This window comes from Knoellia altitudinis (assembly GCF_042666355.1).
In the GTDB taxonomy this organism is placed as follows: domain Bacteria; phylum Actinomycetota; class Actinomycetes; order Actinomycetales; family Dermatophilaceae; genus Knoellia; species Knoellia altitudinis.
The window spans coordinates 2,447,396-2,469,053 of record NZ_JBHTDK010000001.1; the positions used below are offsets into that span (position 1 = coordinate 2,447,396).

Here is a 21,658-nt window from a genome sequence, read left to right on the forward strand (position 1 = left end):
CCGGGTCGAGCGCCTTGGAGAGCACGTGTACATCTCACTTCGGCACCAGCCCGCGGCAGGGCGCGACGGCCCCCGGTCACGTGCTGGTGCAGCTCCCCGGGTCGTGGTGCTGCTGGGTCTCACCAGCCTGTTCACCGACGTCTCGTCGGAGATGATCACGGCGATCCTGCCGGTCTACCTCGTCCTCCAGCTGGGTTTGGCGCCGTCCCAGTTCGGGCTCGTCGACGGGCTCTACCGAGGCGTGTCAGCCGTGTCAGGTCTGGCAGCCGGCGTGGTGTCGGACTGGCTGGGACGTCCCAAGCTGGTCGCGTCAATGGGATATGGCCTGTCCGCACTGACCCGACCTCTCCTCCTCGTCGCCTCCTCGGTCGGTTCCGTAGCCGGTCTGATCTCCCTCGACCGGATCGGCAAGGGCATCCGAACCGCCCCTCGCGACGCGATGATCGCCGAGGCCTCACCACCGGGCGACCTCGGGCACAGCTTCGGGGTGCACCGTGCCATGGACACCGTGGGAGCGCTCCTCGGTCCGCTCGTCGCCTTCGGGGTCCTGCTGCTGCTGCCCGGGCGCTTCGACGCGGTCTTCGTCGTGAGTACCGCCTTCGCCCTCGTCGGTCTGGCGGTCGTGACCCTGCTGGTGCCCGAGCGCCAGAAACGACTCAAGGCCCAGTCGACCGGCCTCGCGGCCTGCCCACCGCGGCTCAGCAGAGCGGATCTCGTCGCCCTGTTCCGGTCTCGCACCCTCGTCACCCGGGTGGGGCTGGCCGGGCTCCTGACCCTCTTCACCGTCAGCGACGCGTTCCTCTTCATCGCCCTGCTGGACCGCGACCCGGGCCTGGTCAAAGCCTTCCCGCTCTTCGCCGTCGGACTGGCTCTCGCGTACTCGGTCCTGGCCATCCCCGTCGGCCGCCTTGCCGACCGGGTTGGCCGGATGCCTCTGTACCTCGGAGGACACGTGGCACTGCTCGCCGTGTACGCGACCATCCACGGGCTCCCGACGGGCCCCGTCACTGCCACCGTGGTGGCGTTGTTGCTCCTCGGCCTGTTCTACGCAGCGACCGACGGAGTCCTTGCCGCTGCCGTGTCCGCGGCCCTGCCCGACGTGTCCAGGGCCTCCGGCATGGCCCTGGTCCAGACTGCGGTGGGGGTCTGCGGGTTCGTCTCCTCGGTGGGATTCGGGCTCCTCCTCACCAGGCTCGGCTCCAGCGACGCCTACCGGGTCATGGCGGTCGGGCTGTCGGTCGCGCTCGTCATCGCCGTGTGCCTGCTGCGTCAGGACCTGACGTCGGCGGTGTCCAGATGAGCTCCTTTCGGACCAGGGGGGTCGCCTTCACGGTGCTGGTGGCTGTGGTGGTCGGCGTGACGGTGGTCTACCTGCTCGTGGCGGCCCGGAGCCGAGGGGACCTCGCGGCAGCAACCTTGCCATCGACCAGCCCGGCCACGACGGGCCGCTCCGACCTCGAGGACCCCGACGGTTACATCGCCTTCCGGCGGACGACCAACGACGCCGCGTACGGCACGGTGGGCACGGTTCCCTACGACGAGCCCGGTGCGCTCCCGGCGCCTCGTCAGCACCTCTCGTGCGAGCGGATCCACCTGAGCCGGCGGGGCGGGGTCTGCATCGACGTCGACCGCGCGGCCGTGACCACCGCCCGGGTGCTGCTGCTCGAACCCGATCTGACGGTGCGCCACACCTTGTCCACTCCAGGGATACCCAGCCGGGCAAGGGTGTCACCCGATGGTCGTTGGGCGGCGACCACGACCTTCGTGTTCGGGCACTCCTACGCTGGGGGCAGATTCTCCACGCAGACCGAGATCTACGACATGGTGTCCGGGACCTCCTCAGGGAGCCTGGAGAAGTTCCAGATCAGTCATCGGGGAAAGCCCTACCGGGCCAGCGACGTCAACGTGTGGGGCGTGACGTTCCCCGCAACCGGCTCGTCCTTCTACGCCACCATCATGACGGGCGGCAAGAAGTACCTTGCCAAGGGCCTCATCGACCAGCGCACGATCGTGATGGTCGACGTCGCGGCCGAGTGCCCGTCACTGTCACCGTCCGGGGAGCTGCTGGCATACAAGAGTGCGACCGGGCCCACCACGTGGGAGGTCAAGGTGCGCCGCCTCGCGGACGGGTCCGAGGTGGTCGTCGAGACCTCGCGGAGCGTGGACGACCAGATCGAGTGGCTGGACGACGGCCGCGTCCTCTTCGGTCTCGCCCCGCCCGGCGGTGGGGCGACCGCGGACGTCTGGGTCGCCCCGGCGGACGGCTCCCGCCCCGCCGAGCTGCTCATCCGTGGAGCGTGGTCCCCGGCGGTCGTGAGGTGAGCCCTTCGAACAGCGTGTCGCCGCGGCGCACCTGGCTAGGGTGAGACCCATGACGGCGAGTCGGGCTGCTGGGGATGATGCGGTGACGGTCGCCCCCACGGCGGACGTCTCGGCTCAGGCGCGGCTCGGCCCGGGGTGCGTCGTGTGGCACCTCGCGCAGGTGCGTGAGGACGCCGTGGTGGGCGAGGGCTGCATCATCGGACGCGGTGCCTACATCGGACCGGGAGTGACGATGGGGCGCAACTGCAAGGTGCAGAACCACGCGCTCGTCTACGAGCCCGCAGTGCTCCACGAGGGGGTCTTCATCGGCCCGGCGGTGGTCTTCACCAACGACCTGCACCCACGGGCCGTCACCCCCGAGGGCCGCCTCAAGCAGGGACGCGACTGGGAGGCGGTCGGCGTGACGTGCCTGGAGGGAGCCTCGGTCGGCGCGCGCAGCGTGTGCATCGCCCCGCTGACGCTGGGAAGGTGGTGCCTCGTTGCGGCCGGTTCGGTCGTCACGAGGGACGTGCCGGACTTCGCGCTCGTCGCCGGTGTCCCCGCGCGACGCCTCGGATGGGTGGGCCGCGCAGGTGTCCCACTCGTGCCGGGCGACTCACCCGGCACGTGGGTCGACCCGGCCACGGGCGATGCCTACGTCGAGGACGGCGACGGCCTGGTCGAGGCCGCGGACGTTCTCAAGGACAGCGAGCCCTCCGGCTGAGTCGTCTCGGGGTGGGCGCCGACGGGGCGGTGGAAGAGGCCTCAGCGAGCGGACGGCATACCGATGAGTTGTGCGTGAGACGTGGCTGGTGCTCGTCCGGGTCGCCGGACCCACGGATGCCGGCGACCGCCATGACGTCGGGTCGATGGTCGTCGTCGAGCTGGCTTGCCGGACGAAGGGCGCGCTGCGGATCGCCGTCTGCCATGACGAACCGGACATCCCCGGTCCATCGGGCTGAGATGTGACTGGTCCTGTCGGCGGGCCGTTGTCGCTATACACCATTGACGCATCCCGGCGGGGGGCGGGGGGGGTCGGTCTGATCATCCGGCCTGACGCGACCAGTTCATCTTTGGTGGATGGTCCCCCCGAAAACCGCGCCATCCGTAGCGTCTGTGCTTGGTCAGGAGGGTCGTTCTGACAGGTGAGTCATCGAGGATCCTGGTGATGCGTGGTGCGCGAAGAACAGTTCGCCGAAGCTGGAGAAGTCGAGATCGGGCTGCTGCTACCCCGAGGTGTATCGGGGCCGGGCCGAACTCGCCGCCGACCGCTGGAGGTCGTGCAGGAGTCCCGCGCGGTCCCTCGCGCACCGGCGGGTCTGGGTTGGCCCGCCGCCTATCGACTCCGGCTGATCCTCGGTGATGTCCTGTGCGCCTGGGGTGCGAGTGCGGCGGTCCTGGGGTTGCGGTTCGGTCGGATCCCGGGTGACATCGCCGTGGTGCCGCTCCTGACTCCGCTGGCCTGGGTGTTGGCAGTGCGGTTCCTTCAGGGGTACCAGGGGCGCCACCTCGGGCAGGGCGCCCACGAGTACCGAGTGGTGCTGTGGGCCGGGGCGGTGCTCCTGGGTGCGACGGGTTTCACGTCCTACGCGTTCACCCTCGAGCTGGCCCGTGGCTACGTCTTCCTCGTCGTCCCGCTCGTCGTGGCACTGTCCCTCCTGCTGCGCAAGGGTTTGCGACTGTGGCTCAGCCACTCCCGCGCCCACGGCAGGTACCGCCAGCGCACCATCGTGGTCGGGACGGCCAAGTCAGTCGGCGAGCTGGTCCGTGAGCTGCGGCTGTCTCCTTCGAACTCCTTCGAGGTCGTGGGTGCGTGCATCGCGGGAGGAAAGCACCTTCCCGTCGTCGAGGGGGTGCCCGTGGCCGGGAGGCCTCGGGACGTGACGCTCGCCGTGGACTTCCATGACGCCGCACTGGTCGCCATCAGCGGACACCCCGGCATGACCGGCAAGCAGCTGCGCCAGCTGGCGTGGGATCTCGAGGAGCGTCACGTCGACCTCGTGATCTCGCCGGGGATCTTCGAGGTGGCTGGGCCCCGGCTGTCGATCCGCGCCGAGGCCGGTGTCTCGCTCCTGCACCTCGAGCGCCCGGTGCGATCCGGGTCGCGCCTCGTGGTCAAGCGGGTCCAGGACCTTGCCCTGGCCGTCGTGCTCACCCTGGTGTTCCTGCCCTTCCTGCTGCTGGTCGCGCTGGCCGTCAGGCTTGACTCGAAGGGCCCCATCCTGTTCTCCCAGAACCGGATCGGGCAGAGTGGGCAGGAGTTCCGCATCTACAAGTTCCGCACGATGGTCACGGACGCGGAGGCCAGGCTGGACACGCTCGCGGAGGTCGGGCACCAGGTCAACCACGTGCTGTTCAAGAGCAAGGTCGATCCACGGGTGACCCGAGTCGGTCGGTGGCTGCGTCGGTTCTCCCTGGACGAGGTACCGCAGCTGATCAACGTGCTTCGGGGTGAGATGTCGCTCGTCGGGCCGCGGCCGGGACTGGCGTCCGAGGTGGACCACTACGAACCGGACGCCATGCGTCGCCTTCGGGTGCGTCCGGGGATGACCGGGCTGTGGCAGGTGAGCGGTCGAGCGACGCTGAACTGGGAGCAGACCGTGCGCCTGGACCTGTGGTACGTCGACAACTGGTCCTCCACCCTGGACCTCCAGATCCTCATCCGGACGGTGCGAGCAGTGCTCGGCGGACGGGGGGCCTTCTGATGATGAAACCCGCCTGGTCGCGACCTGCTCCGTGCGGGCCCCACCGGTCCGCCCGGCCCCGGGTCGACGGTGCTCGCCGGCGATCGGCGTCTCGCCCCACCGGGCCATTCCTGCGTCGGCCTCTGCCGGTCGCCAACCGAGAGGTGCTGTCATGAAGGTCGTCATCTTCGGTCTGGGCTATGTCGGAACGGTCACAGCGGCCGGCTTGGCGTCCCGGGGCCACGACGTCGTCGGCGTCGACGTCGACGAGGGCAAGGTCGCGGCGATCAACGCCGGCACCAGCCCGGTCATCGAGCCGGGTGTGGACCGCCTCGTCGTCGACGCGGTCGACGCGGGCAGGCTGCGAGCGACGGCGGACGTCGTCGCTGCCATGGACGGGGCCGACCTCTCCCTCGTGTGCGTGGGGACGCCCTCCCGGCCCCGGGGTGACAGCAACCTCACGTTCATCGCGAGAGCGCTCACGGACCTGCGAGAGGCGATGACCGAGGCGGCACCCCCGTCGTCGGGATTTCACTCCGTCGTCATCCGTTCCACCGTGCCGCCGGGCACCGGCGCCTCGATCGTCGAGCCGGCGTTCGCCGCGGAGCTCCTCCCGGAGGGGTGGTCGGTCGGGACGGCCATGTGTCCGGAGTTCCTCCGTGAGGGGTGCGGGGTGGAGGACTTCTTCGCGCCCCCCTTCGTCGTCGTGGGGGCATCGGACCCCCGGACCCGGGAGAGCTGCGAGGAGCTCTTCGGCTTCCTCGGCATGCCCCTGCACCACGTCGACGTCGGCACCGCAGAGTCGCTCAAGTACGCATGCAACGCCTTCCACGCGGTCAAGGTGACCTTTGCCAACGAGATGGGCCGCATCTTCTCCCAGTACGGCGTGGACTCGCGCACCGTGATGGAGCTCTTCTGCGAGGACCACAAGCTCAACATCTCGTCGTCCTACCTCCGACCCGGCTTCGCCTTCGGCGGCTCGTGCCTGCCCAAGGACGTGCGGGCGCTCCAGAGCATGGCTCGGGTGGTGGGGGTGGACCTACCCCTCGTGAGCTCCACTCTGACCAGCAACGAGCTGACCGTTCGCTCCCTGGTCGACCGTGTCCTGGAGACGGGTCACCGACGCGTTGCCATCCTCGGGCTGAGCTTCAAGATGAATACCGACGACCTGCGCGAAAGCCCCAACCTGGAGATCGCGGAGCGTTTCGTCGGCAAGGGGCTGGACGTCCGCATCTACGACCCGGTCGTCGACCCGGCCAAGCTCGTCGGCGCCAACCTCCGCCACTTCGAGAGCAAGCTGGCGCACGTCAACCGGCTCCTCGTCGACAGCCCCGAGCTCGCCCTCGAGGGAGCGGAGGTCGTCATCGTGGCCACCTCTGACCCGGCGTGCCTCGCTGCACTTCGCAGTGCACGCCCGACGGTCGTCCTCGACATCAACGGTCGCCTCGGCGAGGACGTCGAGCACATCGCCGGCTACCAGGGGGTGAGCTGGTGAGCGTCCACGACGGTGCCCCCCGCGGTCGTCTGCCTCGGGTGATCGTCATCGTCCAGAACCTTCCCGTGCCCTTCGACCGCAGGGTGTGGCTGGAGTGCCAGTCGCTCATCGAGCACGGGTACGACGTCACGGTCGTGTGCCCTCAGGGTGAGGGCACGTCGGCCTCTCAGGTCGTGGACGGGGTGCGCATCCTCGGCTACCCGGCATACGCTCCCGGCGGCGGTGCGCTCGGCTACGTCATCGAGTACGCCTGGTCGTTCCTCGCCACCGCACGCCTTGTGTGGACCGCGCGACGGGACGGCCCGTTCGACGTGATGCAGGCCTGCAACCCGCCCGACATCTTCTGGCCGCTGGCACGGTGGCTCCGTGGCCGTGACGGGACACGCTTCGTCTTCGACCACCACGACCTGTGCCCAGAGCTCTACCGGTCGCGCTTCGGGGACTCCCGGGGGGCGGCATACCGGGGCCTGCTGTTCCTCGAACGCCAGACGTTCCGGACGGCTGACCGGGTCACGTCGACGAACGACTCGTATGCCGCCGTCGCCAGGTCCCGTGGCGGCAAGTCCGGCGACGACGTCACGGTGGTCCGGACCGGGCCGGACCCCGACCGGCTGCGTCGGCGTGAGCCCGTGCCTGCCCGCCGACGCGGGCGGGCACACCTTGTCGCCTACCTCGGCGTCATGGGCCCCCAGGACGGTGTGGACCTCGCCCTCGCGGCGGCCGACGTCGTCGTGAACCAGATGGGGCGGCGTGACATCGCGTTCACGTTCATGGGGTCCGGCGACAGCTACCCGGACCTCGTCCGACGCCGTGACGAGCTCGGCCTGACGGACGTCGTCGAGATGCCGGGCCGGGTCCCGGACGAGTTCGTCGCGGAGGTCCTGTCGACGGCGGACGTCGGACTGTCCCCGGACCCCATGAACCCGCTGAACGACGTGTCGACGATGAACAAGACGATGGAGTACATGGCCTTCGGGCTGCCGGTCGTCGCGTTCGACCTCGCCGAGACGCGGGTCTCCGCTGCCGACGCCGCCGACTACGTGCGACCGAACGACGTCCTGGAGTACGCCCGCGCCCTGGTCGACCTGGTCGACGACCCGGCTCGACGTGCCGAGATGGGCGGTCATGGGCGGGAGAGGGTCGAGAGACACCTCGCCTGGCGCCACCAGCAGCAGGGCTACCTGCGCGTGTTCGACGAGCTCACCGGGCGCATCAGGCGCGACGGGGACAGCGACGTGGACGTGCCCCGTGTGGACGTGGGGGCCTGAGGTGTGCGGCGTCGCTGGCGCGTACCAGCAGGTCGACGGCAAGCTGCTCGTCTCCGTGATGGTCGACCGGATGACTCACCGTGGTCCCGACGCAGGGGGCGTCGTCGAGCTCGTGGACCCCGACACCGCCATGGTCCTGGGGCACCGACGACTGTCCATCATCGACCTGTCCAGCGATGCGGACCAGCCGTTCTCCAAGGGCGGCCTGACACTGACGTACAACGGCGAGCTCTACAACTTCCGCGAGCTGAGGCGCGAGCTGCAGGGCCTGGGTGCGCAATTCAGGACGGCATCCGACACCGAGGTCGTGCTCGAGGCATGGCGAGCCTGGGGACCTCGGGCGCTCCGTCGGTTCCGGGGAATGTTTGCCTTCGGCATCCACGACGAGGCGACGGGCAGTCTCACACTGGCCCGGGACCCACTGGGCATCAAGCCGCTGTACGTCATGCCCCGGGGTGACGGCATCCTCTTCGCCTCGGAGCTCAAGGCGATCGTCACCGCAGTCGGCCCGGAGCTGTCCATCGACTCGACGGCAATGGTGGCGTCGACGCTCTACTACTGGCTGCCTCAGGAGTTCGACGCCATCCGTGGCGTGCAGCGCCACCCGGCGGGGACGTGGGCCGAGTACCGCCGGGACGGATCAGTCGCTCGTGGCTGCTACTGGGACGTCGCCGCGGAGGCGGCACTGGCGGCGCAGGGCCCACGGGCGGACATACGCAAGGAGGTGGCGGACTCCGTCCTGGACCACCTCGTCGCAGACGCGCCTGTGGCCTCGTTCCTCAGCGGAGGGCTGGACTCGAGCATCATCACCGCACTCGCCCACCGCGCCGACCCGGCGATCGAGGCCTACACCATCGTCTTCCGGCCCGAGGACCAGCGACTGGAGTCGATGCCCGACGACGCCCGCTACGCCCGGCGACTGGCGGGCCACCTCGGCATCCGCCTGCACGAGATCGAGATCTCCCCGGACGTCGTCGACCTGCTTCCTCGCATGGTCGACATCCTCGACGAACCGATCGGGGACCCGGCGGCCATCAACACCTTGCTCATGTGCGAGGCCGCACGTGATGCCGGGGTCAAGGTGCTCCTGTCGGGGATGGGGGCCGACGAGCTCTTCGGTGGCTACCGCAAGCACCTGGCCATGCTCGTTGCCGCGCGCTATCGACGGATGCCGGGTGCCGTGCGTGGGGCGGTCGCACCCGTCGCACGAGCACTCCCCGTCGCGATGGGCGGACGCGGTCTGCGCACGGTGCGCTGGGCACAGCGGTTCCTGACCTTCGCCGAGCTCCCCGAGCAGGATGCCTTCCGGCGCAGCTACACGCTCTACGACCGTGACGAGCTCGTCGGACTTCTCGACCCGTCCCTGTCCGATGACGTGGACACCGTGGTGGACCGTCACCGCGAGGTCTACGAGGACAACGACCTCGAGGACGTCGTGAGCCGGATGTGCCTGGCTGACACCCGCATGTTCATGCCCGGACTCAACCTCACGTACACCGACCGGGCCAGCATGGCCGCCTCCACAGAGGTGCGGGTGCCCTTCGTCGACCCGGTCGTCATGGCGGCCGCCTTCTCGCTCCCGGGGGACGAGAAGATCCGTGGCCGGCAGCAGAAGGCGGCCCTCAAGGATGCAGCCAGAGCATGGCTGCCCGACGAGATCATCGACCGGCCGAAGGCGAGCTTCGGCGCGCCTCTGCGTGCATGGGTCACGAACGACCTGAGGGAGCTCGTCGACGACGTGCTCCTGCGCGGCGAGCTGGTCGGTGATGGGTTCCTCCGTGGCGGCCCCCTTCAGCGGCTGGTCGACGACCAGCGGGCCGGGCGTCGCGACGAGGCCAAGCAGGTCTGGCAGCTACTCAGCCTGGAGCTGTGGTACCGCAACGCGCGTGAGGCGGGGGTGGGGATCCGATGAAGCAGGTGGGGCAGAACTACCGGTCCGGCGAGCTCGTCGTGCTGGACGTGCCGGAGCCGGCCTGCAAGCCAGGGGGAGTGCTGGTGCGGTCGCTCTACTCGCTCATCTCCACCGGCACCGAGCTCATGAAGGTGACAGAGGCGCGCCTCTCCCTTCTGGGAAAGGCGCGGGCGCGGCCCGACCAGGTCAAGAAGGTGCTGGACTCGATGACCCAGCAAGGGCCCCTGGCGACCTACAAGAAGGCGATCACCAAGCTGGACAGCTACACCCCCCTCGGCTACTCGCTGTGCGGGGTGGTCGTCGAGGTGGGCGCCGGTGCGGAGGAGTTCTCCGTCGGCGACCTCGTGGCCGCCGCCGGCAACGAGTTCGCCCTCCACGCCGAGGTCAACTGGGTGCCGGTCAACCTGTGTGTCCCGGTCCCCGAGGGAGTCGAGCCCGAGCACGCGGCGTTCGCCACCGTCGGCGCGATCGCCCTCCAAGGGGTGCGACAGGGCGAGCCGCAGCTCGGCGAGATGGCCGCGGTCATCGGACTGGGGCTCGTCGGCCAGCTCGTCGTGCGGCTGCTCGTCGCGGCCGGCGTCCGGGTCGTCGGCATCGATACCGTCGAGGAGCGGTGTCGCTTGGCGGAGGCGGCCGGAGCCATGAGCTGCGCCTCACCGGACGACGAGGGCGCCGCCTACGTCGAGCAGGTGGTCCGCACGGCCACTGGCGGCATCGGGGCCGACCACGTGTTCCTCGCAGCGGGTGGGGACACCAACGGACCCGTGCAGCTCGCGGCCCGCCTCGCGCGGGACCGGGCACGGGTCGTCGACATCGGCAAGACCCGGCTGGACCTGCCGTGGAACGCCTACTACGAGAAGGAGCTCGACCTCCGGTTCTCGCGGTCCTACGGGCCAGGTCGCTACGACGACCGCTACGAGCTCGACGGGATCGACTACCCCGCCGGCTACGTGCGCTGGACCGAACGGCGCAACCTGGGGTGCTTCCTCGACCTGCTCGCCACAGGTTCGGTGGACGTCGCCCCCCTCGTGTCGGCGACCCGTCCGATCAGTGACGCCTGCGAGGTCTACGAGCAGCTGCGCACCGGGTCGCTGCGCGGGGTCGGGTTCCTCCTCGAGTACCCGCCCACCGACGTTGCGGCCGCACCGGTGCACCGCACCACGGTGGTCGCTCGTTCCCACCCGGCGGCGAAGCGTCGAGCCGCTCGGCCGAGCGGAAGCACGGTCCGGCTCGGGTTCATCGGTGCCGGCAGCTATGCGTCGTCGATGCTGCTGCCCCACCTCGCGAAGCACACCGGCACCACGCTCGGGACGGTTGCCACCACGAGGTCGCTGTCGGCCGTCAACGCACAACGGACCTTCGGCTTCGAGTCGGTGACGACGAACGCCGACGACGTGCTCACGGATCCCTCGATCGACGCTGTCTTCGTCGTGACCCGCCACCACTCGCACGCCCGTTTCGTGTGCCGGGCGCTCGAGCACGGCAAGGCCGTCTTCGTGGAGAAGCCGCTCGCCCTGACGCGGGCAGAGGTGGACGGCATCCTCGAGGTCGTCGATCGCACCGGCAACGACCGGGTCATGGTCGGTTTCAACCGGCGCTTTGCCCCGTTGCTCGTCGGGATGCGTCAGCGGTTCGGGTCGAGCACTGCACCGGTCAGCGTGCGCTACCTCGTCAACGCCGGACGGATGGCGTCCGGCAGCTGGTACCTCGACGAGCAGCTCGAAGGGTCGCGCTGGCTCGGCGAAGGGGGCCACTTCATCGACACGGTGAGCTGGTGGGTCGGTCACCACCCGGTGGAGGTCAGTGCCGTCGAGACGCCTGACGGCACGGATCTCCACGCGACCCTGCGTTTCGAGGAGGGATCGCTCGCGACGATCACGTACTCCACGGACGGTGACCCGCGGGTGCCCAAGGAGGCTCTGGACGTCTCGGGTGGCGGTCGCAACGCCCGCCTCGACAACTTCACCCGGGCCGCCGTGTGGACGGGTGCCAGACGGACCTCCACGCGCGCGTTCATGGGTCAGGACAAGGGGCAGCGAGCCGAGCTCGATGCCTTCCTCGAGGCGGTGCGGCTGGGTGCCGCCATGCCGATCTCGCTGGAGTCCCTGGTGGCGACGACGCGCGTGACGCTCGCGGTGGGCGAAAGCCTCGCCACGCGAAAGGCCGTGACCCCATGAGCCGTTCGCTCGCGTGGTATGCGCGTCGGCTCCGTCGGATGTCGCCGGCGGAGGTTGTCTCGCGCGTCGGTGACCGAGGCCGCCAGGTGCGCTGGTCCCGGCGGCAGGTGCACGCCGGCCAGCCCTTCCCTTCCCCGCCCGGTGTCCGTCCGGGACGGCGCCTCATCGCGGCAGTTCCCGCGGCGGCCCGGCAGCAGGTGCCGCCCGAGGGCGCTCGTCGGCTCGTTGCTGCTGCGGAACGGGTCCTGTCAGGGCACGGGGACGTCCTCGGCACACCTCGCCCGGACATGGCGGACCCCGACTGGTTCCTGGACCCTGTCACAGGTCGGCGCGCGCCGGACGATGCCCTCGCGTTCGGCATCGACCACCGGGACGAGAGCGTCACGGGCAACGTCAAGTCGGTGTGGGAGCTCTCGCGCCACCACCACGTCACCGTTCTCGCCGCAGCATGGTGGCTCACGCAGGATGTCAGGTACGCCGAGGCCGCGGCGGCGCAGCTCCAGTCCTGGTGGCTGGCGAACCCCTTCCTCTCAGGCATCCACTGGACGAGCGGCATCGAGCTCGGGACCCGCCTCACGAGCTGGGTGTGGGTCCGTCGCCTGCTCGACGACTGGCCGGGCGTGGCGTTGCTGTTCGAGGAGAACCCCGTGGCGCTGGCCCAGCTGCGCTGGCACCAGGAGTATCTCGCTGCCTTCCCCAGCCGCGGGTCGTCCGCCAACAACCACCTCGTCGCGGAGGCGACCGGCCGCCTGGTCGCGGCGTGTGCGCTCCCGTGGTTCACCGAGAGCGAGGACTGGCGCCGCGATGCCGCGGACCAGCTCGGACGGGCGCTCTCGACGAACACCTTCCCGAGCGGCGTCAACCGCGAGCTGGCCACGGACTACCACCGCTTCGTCACCGAGCTCGCCCTGGTCGCTCTCGTGGAGAGTGACGCGTGCGGTCACCCGCTTCCAACGACCTCGCGCGAGCTGGTCGTGCGTCTGCTCGACGCCGCAGCAGCACCGCTCGACGTGGCCGGGCAACCGCCCCGCCAGGGCGACGGTGACGAGGGCAGGGCCCTGGTGCTCGATGGACCGGAAGCGGACCCGTGGGCGGTCCTCCTCGCCACGGGAGACAGCACGCTCGGCGGCTGCTCCTGGTGGCCAGCGGTGCAACCGGGCGTCATGAGCGTGATCCTGGGGGCCCTCTGCCCACAGGTCACCGCGGGGCCGACGGGTGTCGCCCCCGAGGCCCCCGCCCGCCCGTCGTCGCGCCCACAGGGCTTCGCGGACGCCGGCCTGCACGTGTTGCGCACCGGGCCGGGAAGAGAGCCCGAGATCTGGTGCCGTTGCGACGGAGGGCCCCACGGCTTCCTGTCGATCGCCGCCCATGCCCACGCGGACGCGCTCTCCGTGGAGGTCCGTCACGACGGTGTCGAGCTGCTTGTCGACCCCGGGACCTACTGCTACCACGGGGAGGCCGAGTGGCGGTCGTACTTCCGCTCGACGCGCGCCCACAACACTGTCGAGGTCGACGGGGTCGACCAGGCGGTGGCGGGCGGCCCGTTCCTGTGGAGCACCCGAGCGGACGCGGTCGTCGACCACGTCGGGACCGGAGCGGAGGGGCTGCAGAGCTGGGCAGCCCACCACACGGCATACGGGCGTCTCGACCCCAGCCTGCGACATGACCGTCGGGTCGGGCTCGACGACCTCGGCTCGCGCCTGACGGTGCGCGACACGCTGAGCGCCGAGCGTCCGCACCGGGTCCGACTTTCCTGGCACCTCGGCCCCGAGGTCACCGCCCAGCTGGGGGAGGGCGTCGCCCACCTGACGTGGCCGGGACGGACCGGGGTGCTGCAGCGCGGGCGCATGACGCTGCCGGTCGAGCTCGGGTGGTCGGCCCACCGTGGCGAGACCGACCCGCCGCTCGGGTGGTACTCACCGCGGTTCGGCGTGCGGGTCCCGACCACCGTGCTGGTCGGCACGGGGGAGTGGCGTGGTCATCTCGAGCTGGGCAGCACCATCGACCTGCACCTGGACGTCGCGCCCGCAGCGTCCACCTACTTCGCGCACGTGGGGGAGGGGGCATGAGCGAACAGGCCGTCGACCTCCGCGCCATCTGGGCCGTCATCCGGCGACACGGCGCGGTCCTCGTCGTGGTCGCCGTCCTCGGAGCCCTGGCGGGCGGCGGTCTGCTCCTGTGGGCGCCACCCGCATACACGAGCACGAGCGCAGTGCTTCTGCCCTCCATCGCGCAGCCGGGATCCGGTCGGACGGGCGGCTACGACGCCGAGACGCAGATGCACATCGTCAAGAGCTCGGAGATCCTCACCCGCGCCGGGAGCCAGGTGGTCCCCCGCCTGACCGAGGCGCAGGTGACCGAACGGGTGAGCGTCGACGCCCCCGCCCCGTCCATCCTCGAGATCACCGCGTCCGGTCCCACTGCGAGGCAGGCGGAAGGTCTGGCGCTCTCCGTGGCCCAGTCCCTGGTGGCCTACCTCGAGGACGCTCGCAAGTCGCTGGGCGCCGCTCGTCGCGCGCAGCTGCAGGGACGTCTCAACACGCTCAAGGCCAGCCTCGCCACGGTCACGGCAGAGATCCGCAAGGCGACCGACAGGATCGCGGTCGAGGGCCGGACGAGTCCGGCCGGGCCGACGGACGCGGCGGCCCTGTCCGAGCTGATCGCCGTACGCGCGACGACCGTGCTGGAGATCGACGCCCTCCAGCAGCAGATCTCCGGCGCGGAGGGCGCCAGCGCACAGGAGGCCGACCCCGGCACCAGCGCCAGCCTGATCCAGCGCCCCTCGCCCGGCGCACAGCACGACTACGTCGCTGACGCAGCCGTACGCGTCCTGGGGGGGAGCGCACTGCTCCTCCTGGCGGCGTGCCTGCTGCTCGTGGGGACGAACCAACGCGACCCCAAGCTGCGCTCGCGCGACGAGATCGCCGATGCCGTGGACATTCCCGTCGTCGCCTCCCTTCGCGTACGTCCCCCGCGGTCCGCAGCGGCCTGGGCGGAGCTTCTGCGGTCCTACTCGCCGGACAGCGTCGACGGCTGGGCCCTGCGTCGCCTGCTGCACGACCTCACGACCGAGATGAGGAGGGACGGGCCGGTGGGTGAGCCACTGGTCCTCGTCGTGATCTGCATCAGCGGGGACACCGGAGCGCTCGCGGTGGCTCCCCAGATCGCCGCGTTCGCCGCGTCCACGGGTCTCACGACCCAGTTCGTCGCCGCTCAGCACCATGAATGCGCGACGGCCCTGTGGGCGGCCTGCTCGCAGGGCTTCGCGAGGGAGGGCCTGCCGCCCACGCTCTCCGTGACCACCGCACCCGAGCTCTCCGGGTCCGCGACACTGACCGTTCGCCTCGTCGTGCTGGACCGGACCCGTCCCGGACCCGATGCCACGGTCGTCGCCGGCGGCACCGGCCTCCTCGCCGTGAGCTCTGCCACGGCCTCACGCCGCAACCTCGCCGATGCGGTCGTGGCCGCGGACCGGGTCGGCCTGACGGTCGAAGGGATCGTCGTCGCCAATCCCGACCCGCTGGACCGGACCACGGGTCGGCTCGCACCTGTCGAGCGCCGCCCCGCCCGGGACCCACATCCGAGGAACATCGCCGAAGGGCCCCTGCCCGGGCCTGCCACCATCGGGTCCCAGCACCGCTCGCAGACCCGCGAGGTCCCGCGATGAGGGTGCCCACGTTCCGCATCGACGACGAGGACGAGCTCCCGGACCTCGACGGGCACGCGGGCGCCGTGCTGGTCACCGGTCGTGCGCTCGCCAGCGCCGCGCGCCGCACCTGGCTCCTGTGGTGCGGAGCCGTCCTCGTCGGCGCGGTGCTCGGGGTGGGAGTCCTCCAGATCCTGCCGCGACCGGTCGCCGCGACGGCCACACTGCTCATGGTGTCGCCCAACCCCGACGACGCGTCGGCGATGACGACGGACGTGACCCTGCTGCAGACCCGGGCGGTCGCGGCCCGGGTCGTCGCGGACCTGGGGCTGCGCGAGTCCCCGGAGCAGTTCCTGTCGTCGGTCACGGCCACACCCGTCAGCAGCCAGGTCCTCGAGGTCGACGTCAGTGCTGAGACGTCGGCGGACGCGATCCTGCGAACGACGTCGCTCATCGACAACTTCCTCACCTTCCGGGCCGAGCAGCTGGGATCCATCTCCGAGGGGCTGGTCAACGGGTACACGAAGCGGGTGACGGCGCTGCAGAGCGAGATCGGTGCGCTCACCCGGCAGTACCGGCGCCTGTCCGCGCAGGCGACACCGGACCAGGTCCTCCTCAACGACGTCGTCAGCCGACGCGCCGCTCTCGTGGCGGAGGTGACCGAGCTCCAGCGTTCCATCGAGGACGCCCAGCTGCGGGCCGACGCGGCGATCAGCGCGACGCACGTCCTCGACGAGGCAGGGACGGACGGCGCGCGATCACGTCGAGAGCTCGTGCTCGCGCCGGCCGCCGGAGCGGTCGTCGGTGGCGCGCTGGCGCTCGGGACCATCCTCCTCCGCACACTGACCTCGGACCGGTTGCGCCAGCGCCGGGAGGTGGCGTCTGCTCTCGGTGTCCCGGTGCGCGTCGGCGTCGGCCGGGTGAGGGCCCAGTGGTGGCCACGGCTCCGTGGCGCCCTCGGGTCGCGTCGCGAGGTGTTGCTCGGCCCCAGGCATGCCGGCCCCGGGCGGTGGGGGAGCCGACGCTCCGGTCACCTCGAGGCCCTCGTCCACGGGCTCGCCGAGGCTCTGCCCCCACGGCTCAGCACGGTGCTGCACCCCGACGGCTCGCCCGGCCTACCGTCCGGCGCCTCGCCCAGCGCCTCGCCGAAGGCCACGCCGAAGGCCACCAGGACCTCGGGCAGCGGGCCGGGTCCGACCACCCGCAGGCGGTCGCGTCCCTGCACCCTCGGTGTGGTCGCGATCGACCGCCCCAACGTCGCTGCGGACTGTCTGAAGACCCTTGCCGGCTGGCTGGCGGCCGACGGCGTGCGGGTGCTTCTCGTCGACCTCAGCTCGTCAGGTGCCCTGGCCCGTCGCGTCCGCAGGGGGTCGCGGGGACGCGGGAGGGGTGGAGCCGGGTCGCCGAGCCTGCACCGCCCCACCGGCAACCCCGCGCTGACCTCAGGACCCCGGGGCAGGGCAGCCTCCGCGCTCGGTGGGCAGGGGCAGGCGAAGGAGCTGCAGGACCTGTGGGACGCAGCCGACCTCGTCCTGGTGCTCCTCGAGGTGGATCCCGGCATCGACCTCGGGGTCGTGGCGACGTGGGTCACCGAGGTCGTCCCGCTCGTCTCGGCCGGGCGCGCCAGCCGCGACCTGCTCGGGACCGTGACGGCCCTGCTCACGAGGAACGGTGTCCACATCCCCTTCGCGCTGCTCGAGGGAGCCGACCGCACCGACCGCACCCTGGGGCACCCGGACGACGCTGCGGACGAGCTGCTGACGGAGAAGGTGGCGAGCTCGCGATGACGACGAACCTGCTGGCACGCACATCGCCCACGGTGGAGGAGCGCGCGACGCCCGCCCGGACCGTCGGGGTGCCGGTCGTGGTGCTCATGGCGTGGGCCGCGCTGTTCTTCAACGTCCTGCCCCCGGCGTCCCTCGAGACCATCGTGCCGGTTCCCCCACGACTCGCCCAGCTCCTGACCCAGGGCTCCTTGCTGCTCGCCCTGGCGCTGGCCCTGCTCGCCAACCGACGCCTGCTGGTGCGCCCCACGTTCTTCCTCGGGCTGCTGACCGTCCTGGCTCTCGCCTCGTTCGTCGTGAGCCTGGGCAGCGAGTTCGTCCTCGGGTCGCTCTACCGGGGGCTGCGGCTGCTCGGGTTCGTCGCCGTGCTCTGGCTGCTGTCGCCCTGGTGGGGGCGGCGTGACCTCCTCCTCCTGCGAGCCCACCGCCTGTGCCTCTGGGCGGTGCTGGTCACCGTGCTCCTGGGTGCCGCCATCTCTCCGGGGAAGGCGTTCGCGTACGAAGGGCGACTCAGCGGCGCGTTGTGGCCCGTGCCGCCGACCCAGGTCGCCCACTTCGCTGCGGTGCTCCTCGGCACCACCGTCATCCTGTGGATGTGCCGGGTCGTCACGGGCCCGCACGCTCTCGTCGCCGTGGTCGTGACCGTCGGGGTGCTCATCGGCACCCACACCCGCACGGCACTCCTGGGAGCCCTCCTCGGGGGGGCCGTGGCCTCGGCCAGCCTCTTCCTCGGGCACGCGCGCGTACGGCGGGTCTCGACCTCGACGCTGGTCGGCATCATCGTGGGGGCCACGCTCTTCGCACCGCAGCTCGTCGGCTGGCTGGCGCGAGGCCAGTCGGCCAACGAGGCGGCTCGGCTGACCGGCCGCACCGACGTCTGGGCCGACATCGCGGCCACGCCACGCCCGTGGCTGGAGCAGATGTTCGGCTCCGGGCTCTCGAACAAGTCCTTCGAGGGGCGGGCCGTCGACAGCAACTGGCTGGCCACCTACGTCGACCAGGGCTGGTTCGGTGTCCTCCTCGAAGTGAGCTTCGTGCTGCTGCTCCTCCTGGCCGCCGCCACCCACGTCCGTGGACCTCGGCGCGCACTGGCCCTGTTCCTCATCGTCTACTGCATCGTCGCGTCGATCACCGAGACGGGGCTCGGTGACGCCTCTCCGTACCTGCTGGACCTCGCGGTGGCTGCCTCGTTGCTCGCCGCCCCTGCCCGGGAGGTGGGCAGGTGAAGGTCCTCGTCGTGCACAACCGCTACCGCTCCTCGGCCCCCAGCGGGGAGAACTCCGTGGTCGACCAGGAGGTGGCCGCCCTGCGCCGGCACGGCGTGGACGTCGGCCAGTTCGAGCGACACAGCGACGACATCGCCGACTGGTCGCTGGCAAGGAAGGCCGGGCTGGCTGTCCGGAGCGTCCACGACGCGGGTGCGCGCCGCTCCCTGGCCGACCAGCTGGCGAGCGACCGACCGGACGTGGTGCACGTCCACAACACCTTCCCGCTGCTGACCCCCTCGGTGCTGGACGCCTGTGCCGATGCGGGGGTGCCGGTCGTCGTGAGCGTGCACAACTACACCCTGCTCTGCGCGGGAGGCGGCTTCTTCCGTGGCGGGCAGCCCTGCCACGAGTGCTCCGACGGACGCCTCGGGCCCGCGGTGCGCCACGGCTGCTACAAGGGCTCCAGTGTCGCCACGCTGCCCGTCGTCGCCGGGCTCCGGGTGAACCGGTGGCGGTGGCGGCAGCTGGTGTCCGCGTTCATCTTCGTCTCGGCGTCCGAGCGCGACCTCATGTCGGGCCTCGGCCTGCCCCCCGAGCGGCTCTTCGTGCGGCACCACTTCGTCCCGACCCCACCGCCCCGTGAGGCGGCCGCCGACCACGCGGTCGCCTACGTCGGCCGGCTGGACGAGCCGAAGGGCATCCCGACGCTCATCGCCGGGTGGTCCGCCTTCCGCGAGACGTGGCCGGGCTCGGCGCTGCGTCTCGACGTCGCCGGCGGCGGCCCCCTTGACGGGACGCTGCGCGAGTGGGCCCGCGACCGCGACGACGTCCACGTGCACGGCCACCTGAGCCGGGAGGCCGCGGGTGACCTCATCGCCCGCTCGCTCGCAGTGGTGCTCCCCTCGGTCTGCGAGGAGACCTTCGGTCTCGTCGCCGTGGAGGCGATGGCCGCGGGTGTGCCCTCGATCGCCACCCGTCGCGGCTCCTTCCCCGAGCTGGTCAGGGACGGCGTCGACGGTGTCCTCGTCAGTCCCGGTGACCCTTCCGCCCTCGCGCGGGCCCTGCACGACGTCGACGTCGACCCGCAGCGCTGGCGGGAGATGGGGCGGGTGGCCCGGGAGTCCTTCACCGGCCGCTTCGAGGCCTCGGACAGCGTGGAGCGACTGCTGGAGATCTACGACTTCGCCATCAGGCACGCCGTGGCGGTGACGGCGCCATGACCGGGTCAGGAGGGAGCCGACCGGGGAGCGAGTCCGTCGAGGAACGCGAGCAGCTCCGGCACGACCTGCGTGTCGGAGAACCGTGTCCTCGCGTCCTCGTGGGCGGCCCGCCCGAGGGCCGTCAGCCGGTCGACGTCCGAGAGGAGGCCGACGAGCACGTCGGCTGCCCGCTCGGCGTCGTCCAGCGGCCAGAGCTCCCCGTTCACGCCCGGCCGGATGATCTCGGGGATGCCGCCGACCGGGGCTGCGACGACTGGCAGCCCTTCGGCCATGGCCTCGATGAGAGCGATCCCGAAGCTCTCCATGCGCGCCGCGTGGCAGTACACCCGGTGGCGGCGCAGCTGGGCGCGAGGGTCCGCACTGAAGCCCGCGAACTCCACGAGGTCGCCCACCCCCAGGGATCGCGCCTGTCGTACGAGGGCAGGCCGGTCCGGGCCGTCCCCCACGACGGTCAAGGTGTATCGGTGGCCCCGGCGCGCCGCCGACGCCAGCACCTCGAGCAGGAAGCCCTGGTTCTTGCGCGGCTCCAGGGATCCCAGGCTGACGAGGTCGCGATCGGGAAGGCCTCCAGCCGGTGCAGTCACCCGGACGAAGTTCGGCGCGACCACCGAGGGCACCGACCCCACCTCGGGGAGTCGGGACCGGACCGCCTCCCGCATGAACGTCGAGACGAAGACGAGGCCGTCGACGGCAGGCAGCACACGTTGCTCCTGTCGATGGATCGTGTCGTAGAGCCGGCCCCCTCGCGCGATCTCGCCCTTGTCGGCCCACTCGTCGGCCTGCGAGACGTTGAAGTGCACGACGAGCACGACCCGCTCGGTGGTCCTGGCATGCAGGGCCGCCTCCGCGGAGACCGGGTCCTGGGCATAGATGGTCCGTCGGCCCACGGCCTGTCGGAGGTGGGTTCGCAGCGCGGCCTCGAGGTAGTGACGATGCCACTGGCGGTACCACCAGACACCGGCGGACCCGCTGAGGGGGTGCAGGAGGTGCCGCAACGCGAACACCGGTGTCAACAGCCGCGACCGGGCATCGAACGGCGTCACGAGCGAGACCTGCCGGCCCAGCCCCTGCCCGCTCTCGAGGAGGTCCCGGATGTGGCTCTGCACGCCCGTGGCGCCGTCGCGACGCAGCAGGGTGGCGATGACCACCTCGTTCGCGCCCGCGGAGCTGATGGTCATCGCGGGAACCTCCTGACGTCACCGGGTCGACTCGCCCCGGTTCTGCTGACCTTCCTCCCACTCTGGCACGCCGCTGCGGGCGCGGGGGTGACGTCCGGACCACAGCCAGCTCGCCGTCGCGACGACGGCACCTGCGAGCAGCGCGCCACCGACGACGTCGGAGACCCAGTGGCTCGTGGTCACGACCAGGGACACCGCCATCACGCCCGAGGGGACGGCCAGCACCAGCCAGCACCACCAGCGAACCCGTGGCAGGAGCACCAGCAGACAGGTGGCGACCGAGACGACGACGGCCACCATGTGGCCGGAGGGATAGCTCCCACCGTCCGGAGAGATGCCTCCCAGCGGGTCCACCCGGGCGAGCGCGACCTTGACCAGCAGGGTCGCAGCCACGCTGCAGAGCCCGGTCACCACTCCGAAGGCCACGCTGCCCCAGGACCGTCGCCACGCTGCCACCGCGAGGCAGGTCACCGCCAGGAGCCCGAACATGCGTTCCGGTGCGAGACGGGTCAGCCATGGGGCGACCCTGTCCTGCGGCTCGCCCCATGCCTCCTCCGGGCGGAAGCGCCGAGCGACGGTGCCGTCGAGGGAGTCGGCCGCGCCGCCCGCCACGACGACCGTGAGCACGACGAACAACGCGACGCACACGGCGGCGAGCACTGCCCAGGGCACGCCGTTCGCGGGGTGCCAGCCGGTTCGTCGCTGCATCCGCTCATGGTCCTCCACCCCCGCCCGCGGGACCGGCGAAACGGTCATGGCAGTCCGCCCTGCCCGCCGGTCAGCCG

The 21,658-nt window shown here is 71.1% G+C and carries 16 protein-coding genes; 14 read left to right on the forward strand and 2 right to left on the reverse strand.

From position 1 onward, the window contains the following. Positions 1–25: 25 nt before the first annotated feature. From ACFQW8_RS11630 to ACFQW8_RS11695, 14 genes are all read left to right on the forward strand, one after another. Positions 26–1,300 (forward strand): MFS transporter, encoded by a 1,275-nt coding sequence (locus tag ACFQW8_RS11630; RefSeq protein WP_380087501.1) that lies wholly within the window; start codon positions 26–28, stop codon positions 1,298–1,300. Then, a complete protein-coding gene (locus tag ACFQW8_RS11635) occupies positions 1,297–2,322 on the forward strand; it encodes a hypothetical protein (protein ID WP_380087503.1) in 1,026 nt (341 codons plus the stop codon). The genes ACFQW8_RS11630 and ACFQW8_RS11635 overlap by 4 nt, the downstream gene beginning before the upstream one ends. Before the next feature lie 49 nt (positions 2,323–2,371). Further along, the gene (locus ACFQW8_RS11640; protein WP_380087505.1) at positions 2,372–3,025 is read left to right on the forward strand and encodes an acyltransferase; all 654 of its coding nucleotides are present in this window, start codon (positions 2,372–2,374) and stop codon (positions 3,023–3,025) included. A 70-nt stretch (positions 3,026–3,095) separates the two neighbouring features. Then, positions 3,096–3,263, forward strand: a complete 168-nt coding sequence (locus ACFQW8_RS11645) for a hypothetical protein (RefSeq protein ID WP_380087507.1) — start codon at positions 3,096–3,098, stop codon at positions 3,261–3,263. Positions 3,264–3,581: 318 nt separating this feature from the next. Then, a complete protein-coding gene (locus tag ACFQW8_RS11650; protein ID WP_380087508.1) occupies positions 3,582–5,006 on the forward strand; it encodes a sugar transferase in 1,425 nt (474 codons plus the stop codon). Positions 5,007–5,157: 151 nt separating this feature from the next. After that, positions 5,158–6,480 (forward strand): UDP-glucose dehydrogenase family protein, encoded by a 1,323-nt coding sequence (locus tag ACFQW8_RS11655; protein ID WP_380087509.1) that lies wholly within the window; start codon positions 5,158–5,160, stop codon positions 6,478–6,480. Further along, a complete protein-coding gene (locus ACFQW8_RS11660) occupies positions 6,477–7,748 on the forward strand; it encodes a glycosyltransferase family 4 protein (RefSeq protein ID WP_380087511.1) in 1,272 nt (423 codons plus the stop codon). The genes ACFQW8_RS11655 and ACFQW8_RS11660 overlap by 4 nt, the downstream gene beginning before the upstream one ends. A 1-nt stretch (position 7,749) precedes the next feature. Next, positions 7,750–9,660 (forward strand): asparagine synthase (glutamine-hydrolyzing), encoded by a 1,911-nt coding sequence (gene asnB, locus ACFQW8_RS11665; RefSeq protein ID WP_380087512.1) that lies wholly within the window; start codon positions 7,750–7,752, stop codon positions 9,658–9,660. Next, positions 9,657–11,837, forward strand: a complete 2,181-nt coding sequence (locus ACFQW8_RS11670; RefSeq protein ID WP_380087513.1) for a bi-domain-containing oxidoreductase — start codon at positions 9,657–9,659, stop codon at positions 11,835–11,837. The genes asnB and ACFQW8_RS11670 overlap by 4 nt, the downstream gene beginning before the upstream one ends. Continuing rightward, complete coding sequence (locus ACFQW8_RS11675) at positions 11,834–13,906, forward strand: alginate lyase family protein (RefSeq protein ID WP_380087515.1); 2,073 nt, start codon at positions 11,834–11,836, stop codon at positions 13,904–13,906. The genes ACFQW8_RS11670 and ACFQW8_RS11675 overlap by 4 nt, the downstream gene beginning before the upstream one ends. Beyond that, positions 13,903–15,504, forward strand: coding sequence for a Wzz/FepE/Etk N-terminal domain-containing protein (locus ACFQW8_RS11680; protein WP_380087516.1), 1,602 nt, complete (start codon positions 13,903–13,905; stop codon positions 15,502–15,504). Before ACFQW8_RS11675 ends, ACFQW8_RS11680 begins: the two co-directional genes overlap by 4 nt. Then, a complete protein-coding gene (locus tag ACFQW8_RS11685) occupies positions 15,501–17,270 on the forward strand; it encodes a hypothetical protein (RefSeq protein WP_380087517.1) in 1,770 nt (589 codons plus the stop codon). Before ACFQW8_RS11680 ends, ACFQW8_RS11685 begins: the two co-directional genes overlap by 4 nt. After that, positions 17,267–18,493: a hypothetical protein gene (locus tag ACFQW8_RS11690; RefSeq protein WP_380087518.1), complete on the forward strand. Its 1,227-nt coding sequence runs from the start codon at positions 17,267–17,269 to the stop codon at positions 18,491–18,493. Before ACFQW8_RS11685 ends, ACFQW8_RS11690 begins: the two co-directional genes overlap by 4 nt. Further along, the gene (locus ACFQW8_RS11695; protein ID WP_380087519.1) at positions 18,490–19,695 is read left to right on the forward strand and encodes a glycosyltransferase; all 1,206 of its coding nucleotides are present in this window, start codon (positions 18,490–18,492) and stop codon (positions 19,693–19,695) included. The genes ACFQW8_RS11690 and ACFQW8_RS11695 overlap by 4 nt, the downstream gene beginning before the upstream one ends. A 5-nt stretch (positions 19,696–19,700) precedes the next feature. Here the strand turns inward: ACFQW8_RS11695 and ACFQW8_RS11700 are convergent, their stop codons facing one another. Both ACFQW8_RS11700 and ACFQW8_RS11705 read right to left on the reverse strand, forming a co-directional pair. Continuing rightward, the gene (locus ACFQW8_RS11700) at positions 19,701–20,873 is read right to left on the reverse strand and encodes a glycosyltransferase family 4 protein (protein ID WP_380087521.1); all 1,173 of its coding nucleotides are present in this window, start codon (positions 20,871–20,873) and stop codon (positions 19,701–19,703) included. 18 nt (positions 20,874–20,891) lie between these two features. Beyond that, a complete protein-coding gene (locus tag ACFQW8_RS11705) occupies positions 20,892–21,581 on the reverse strand; it encodes a hypothetical protein (protein ID WP_380087523.1) in 690 nt (229 codons plus the stop codon). Between the last annotated feature and the right edge of the window lie 77 nt (positions 21,582–21,658).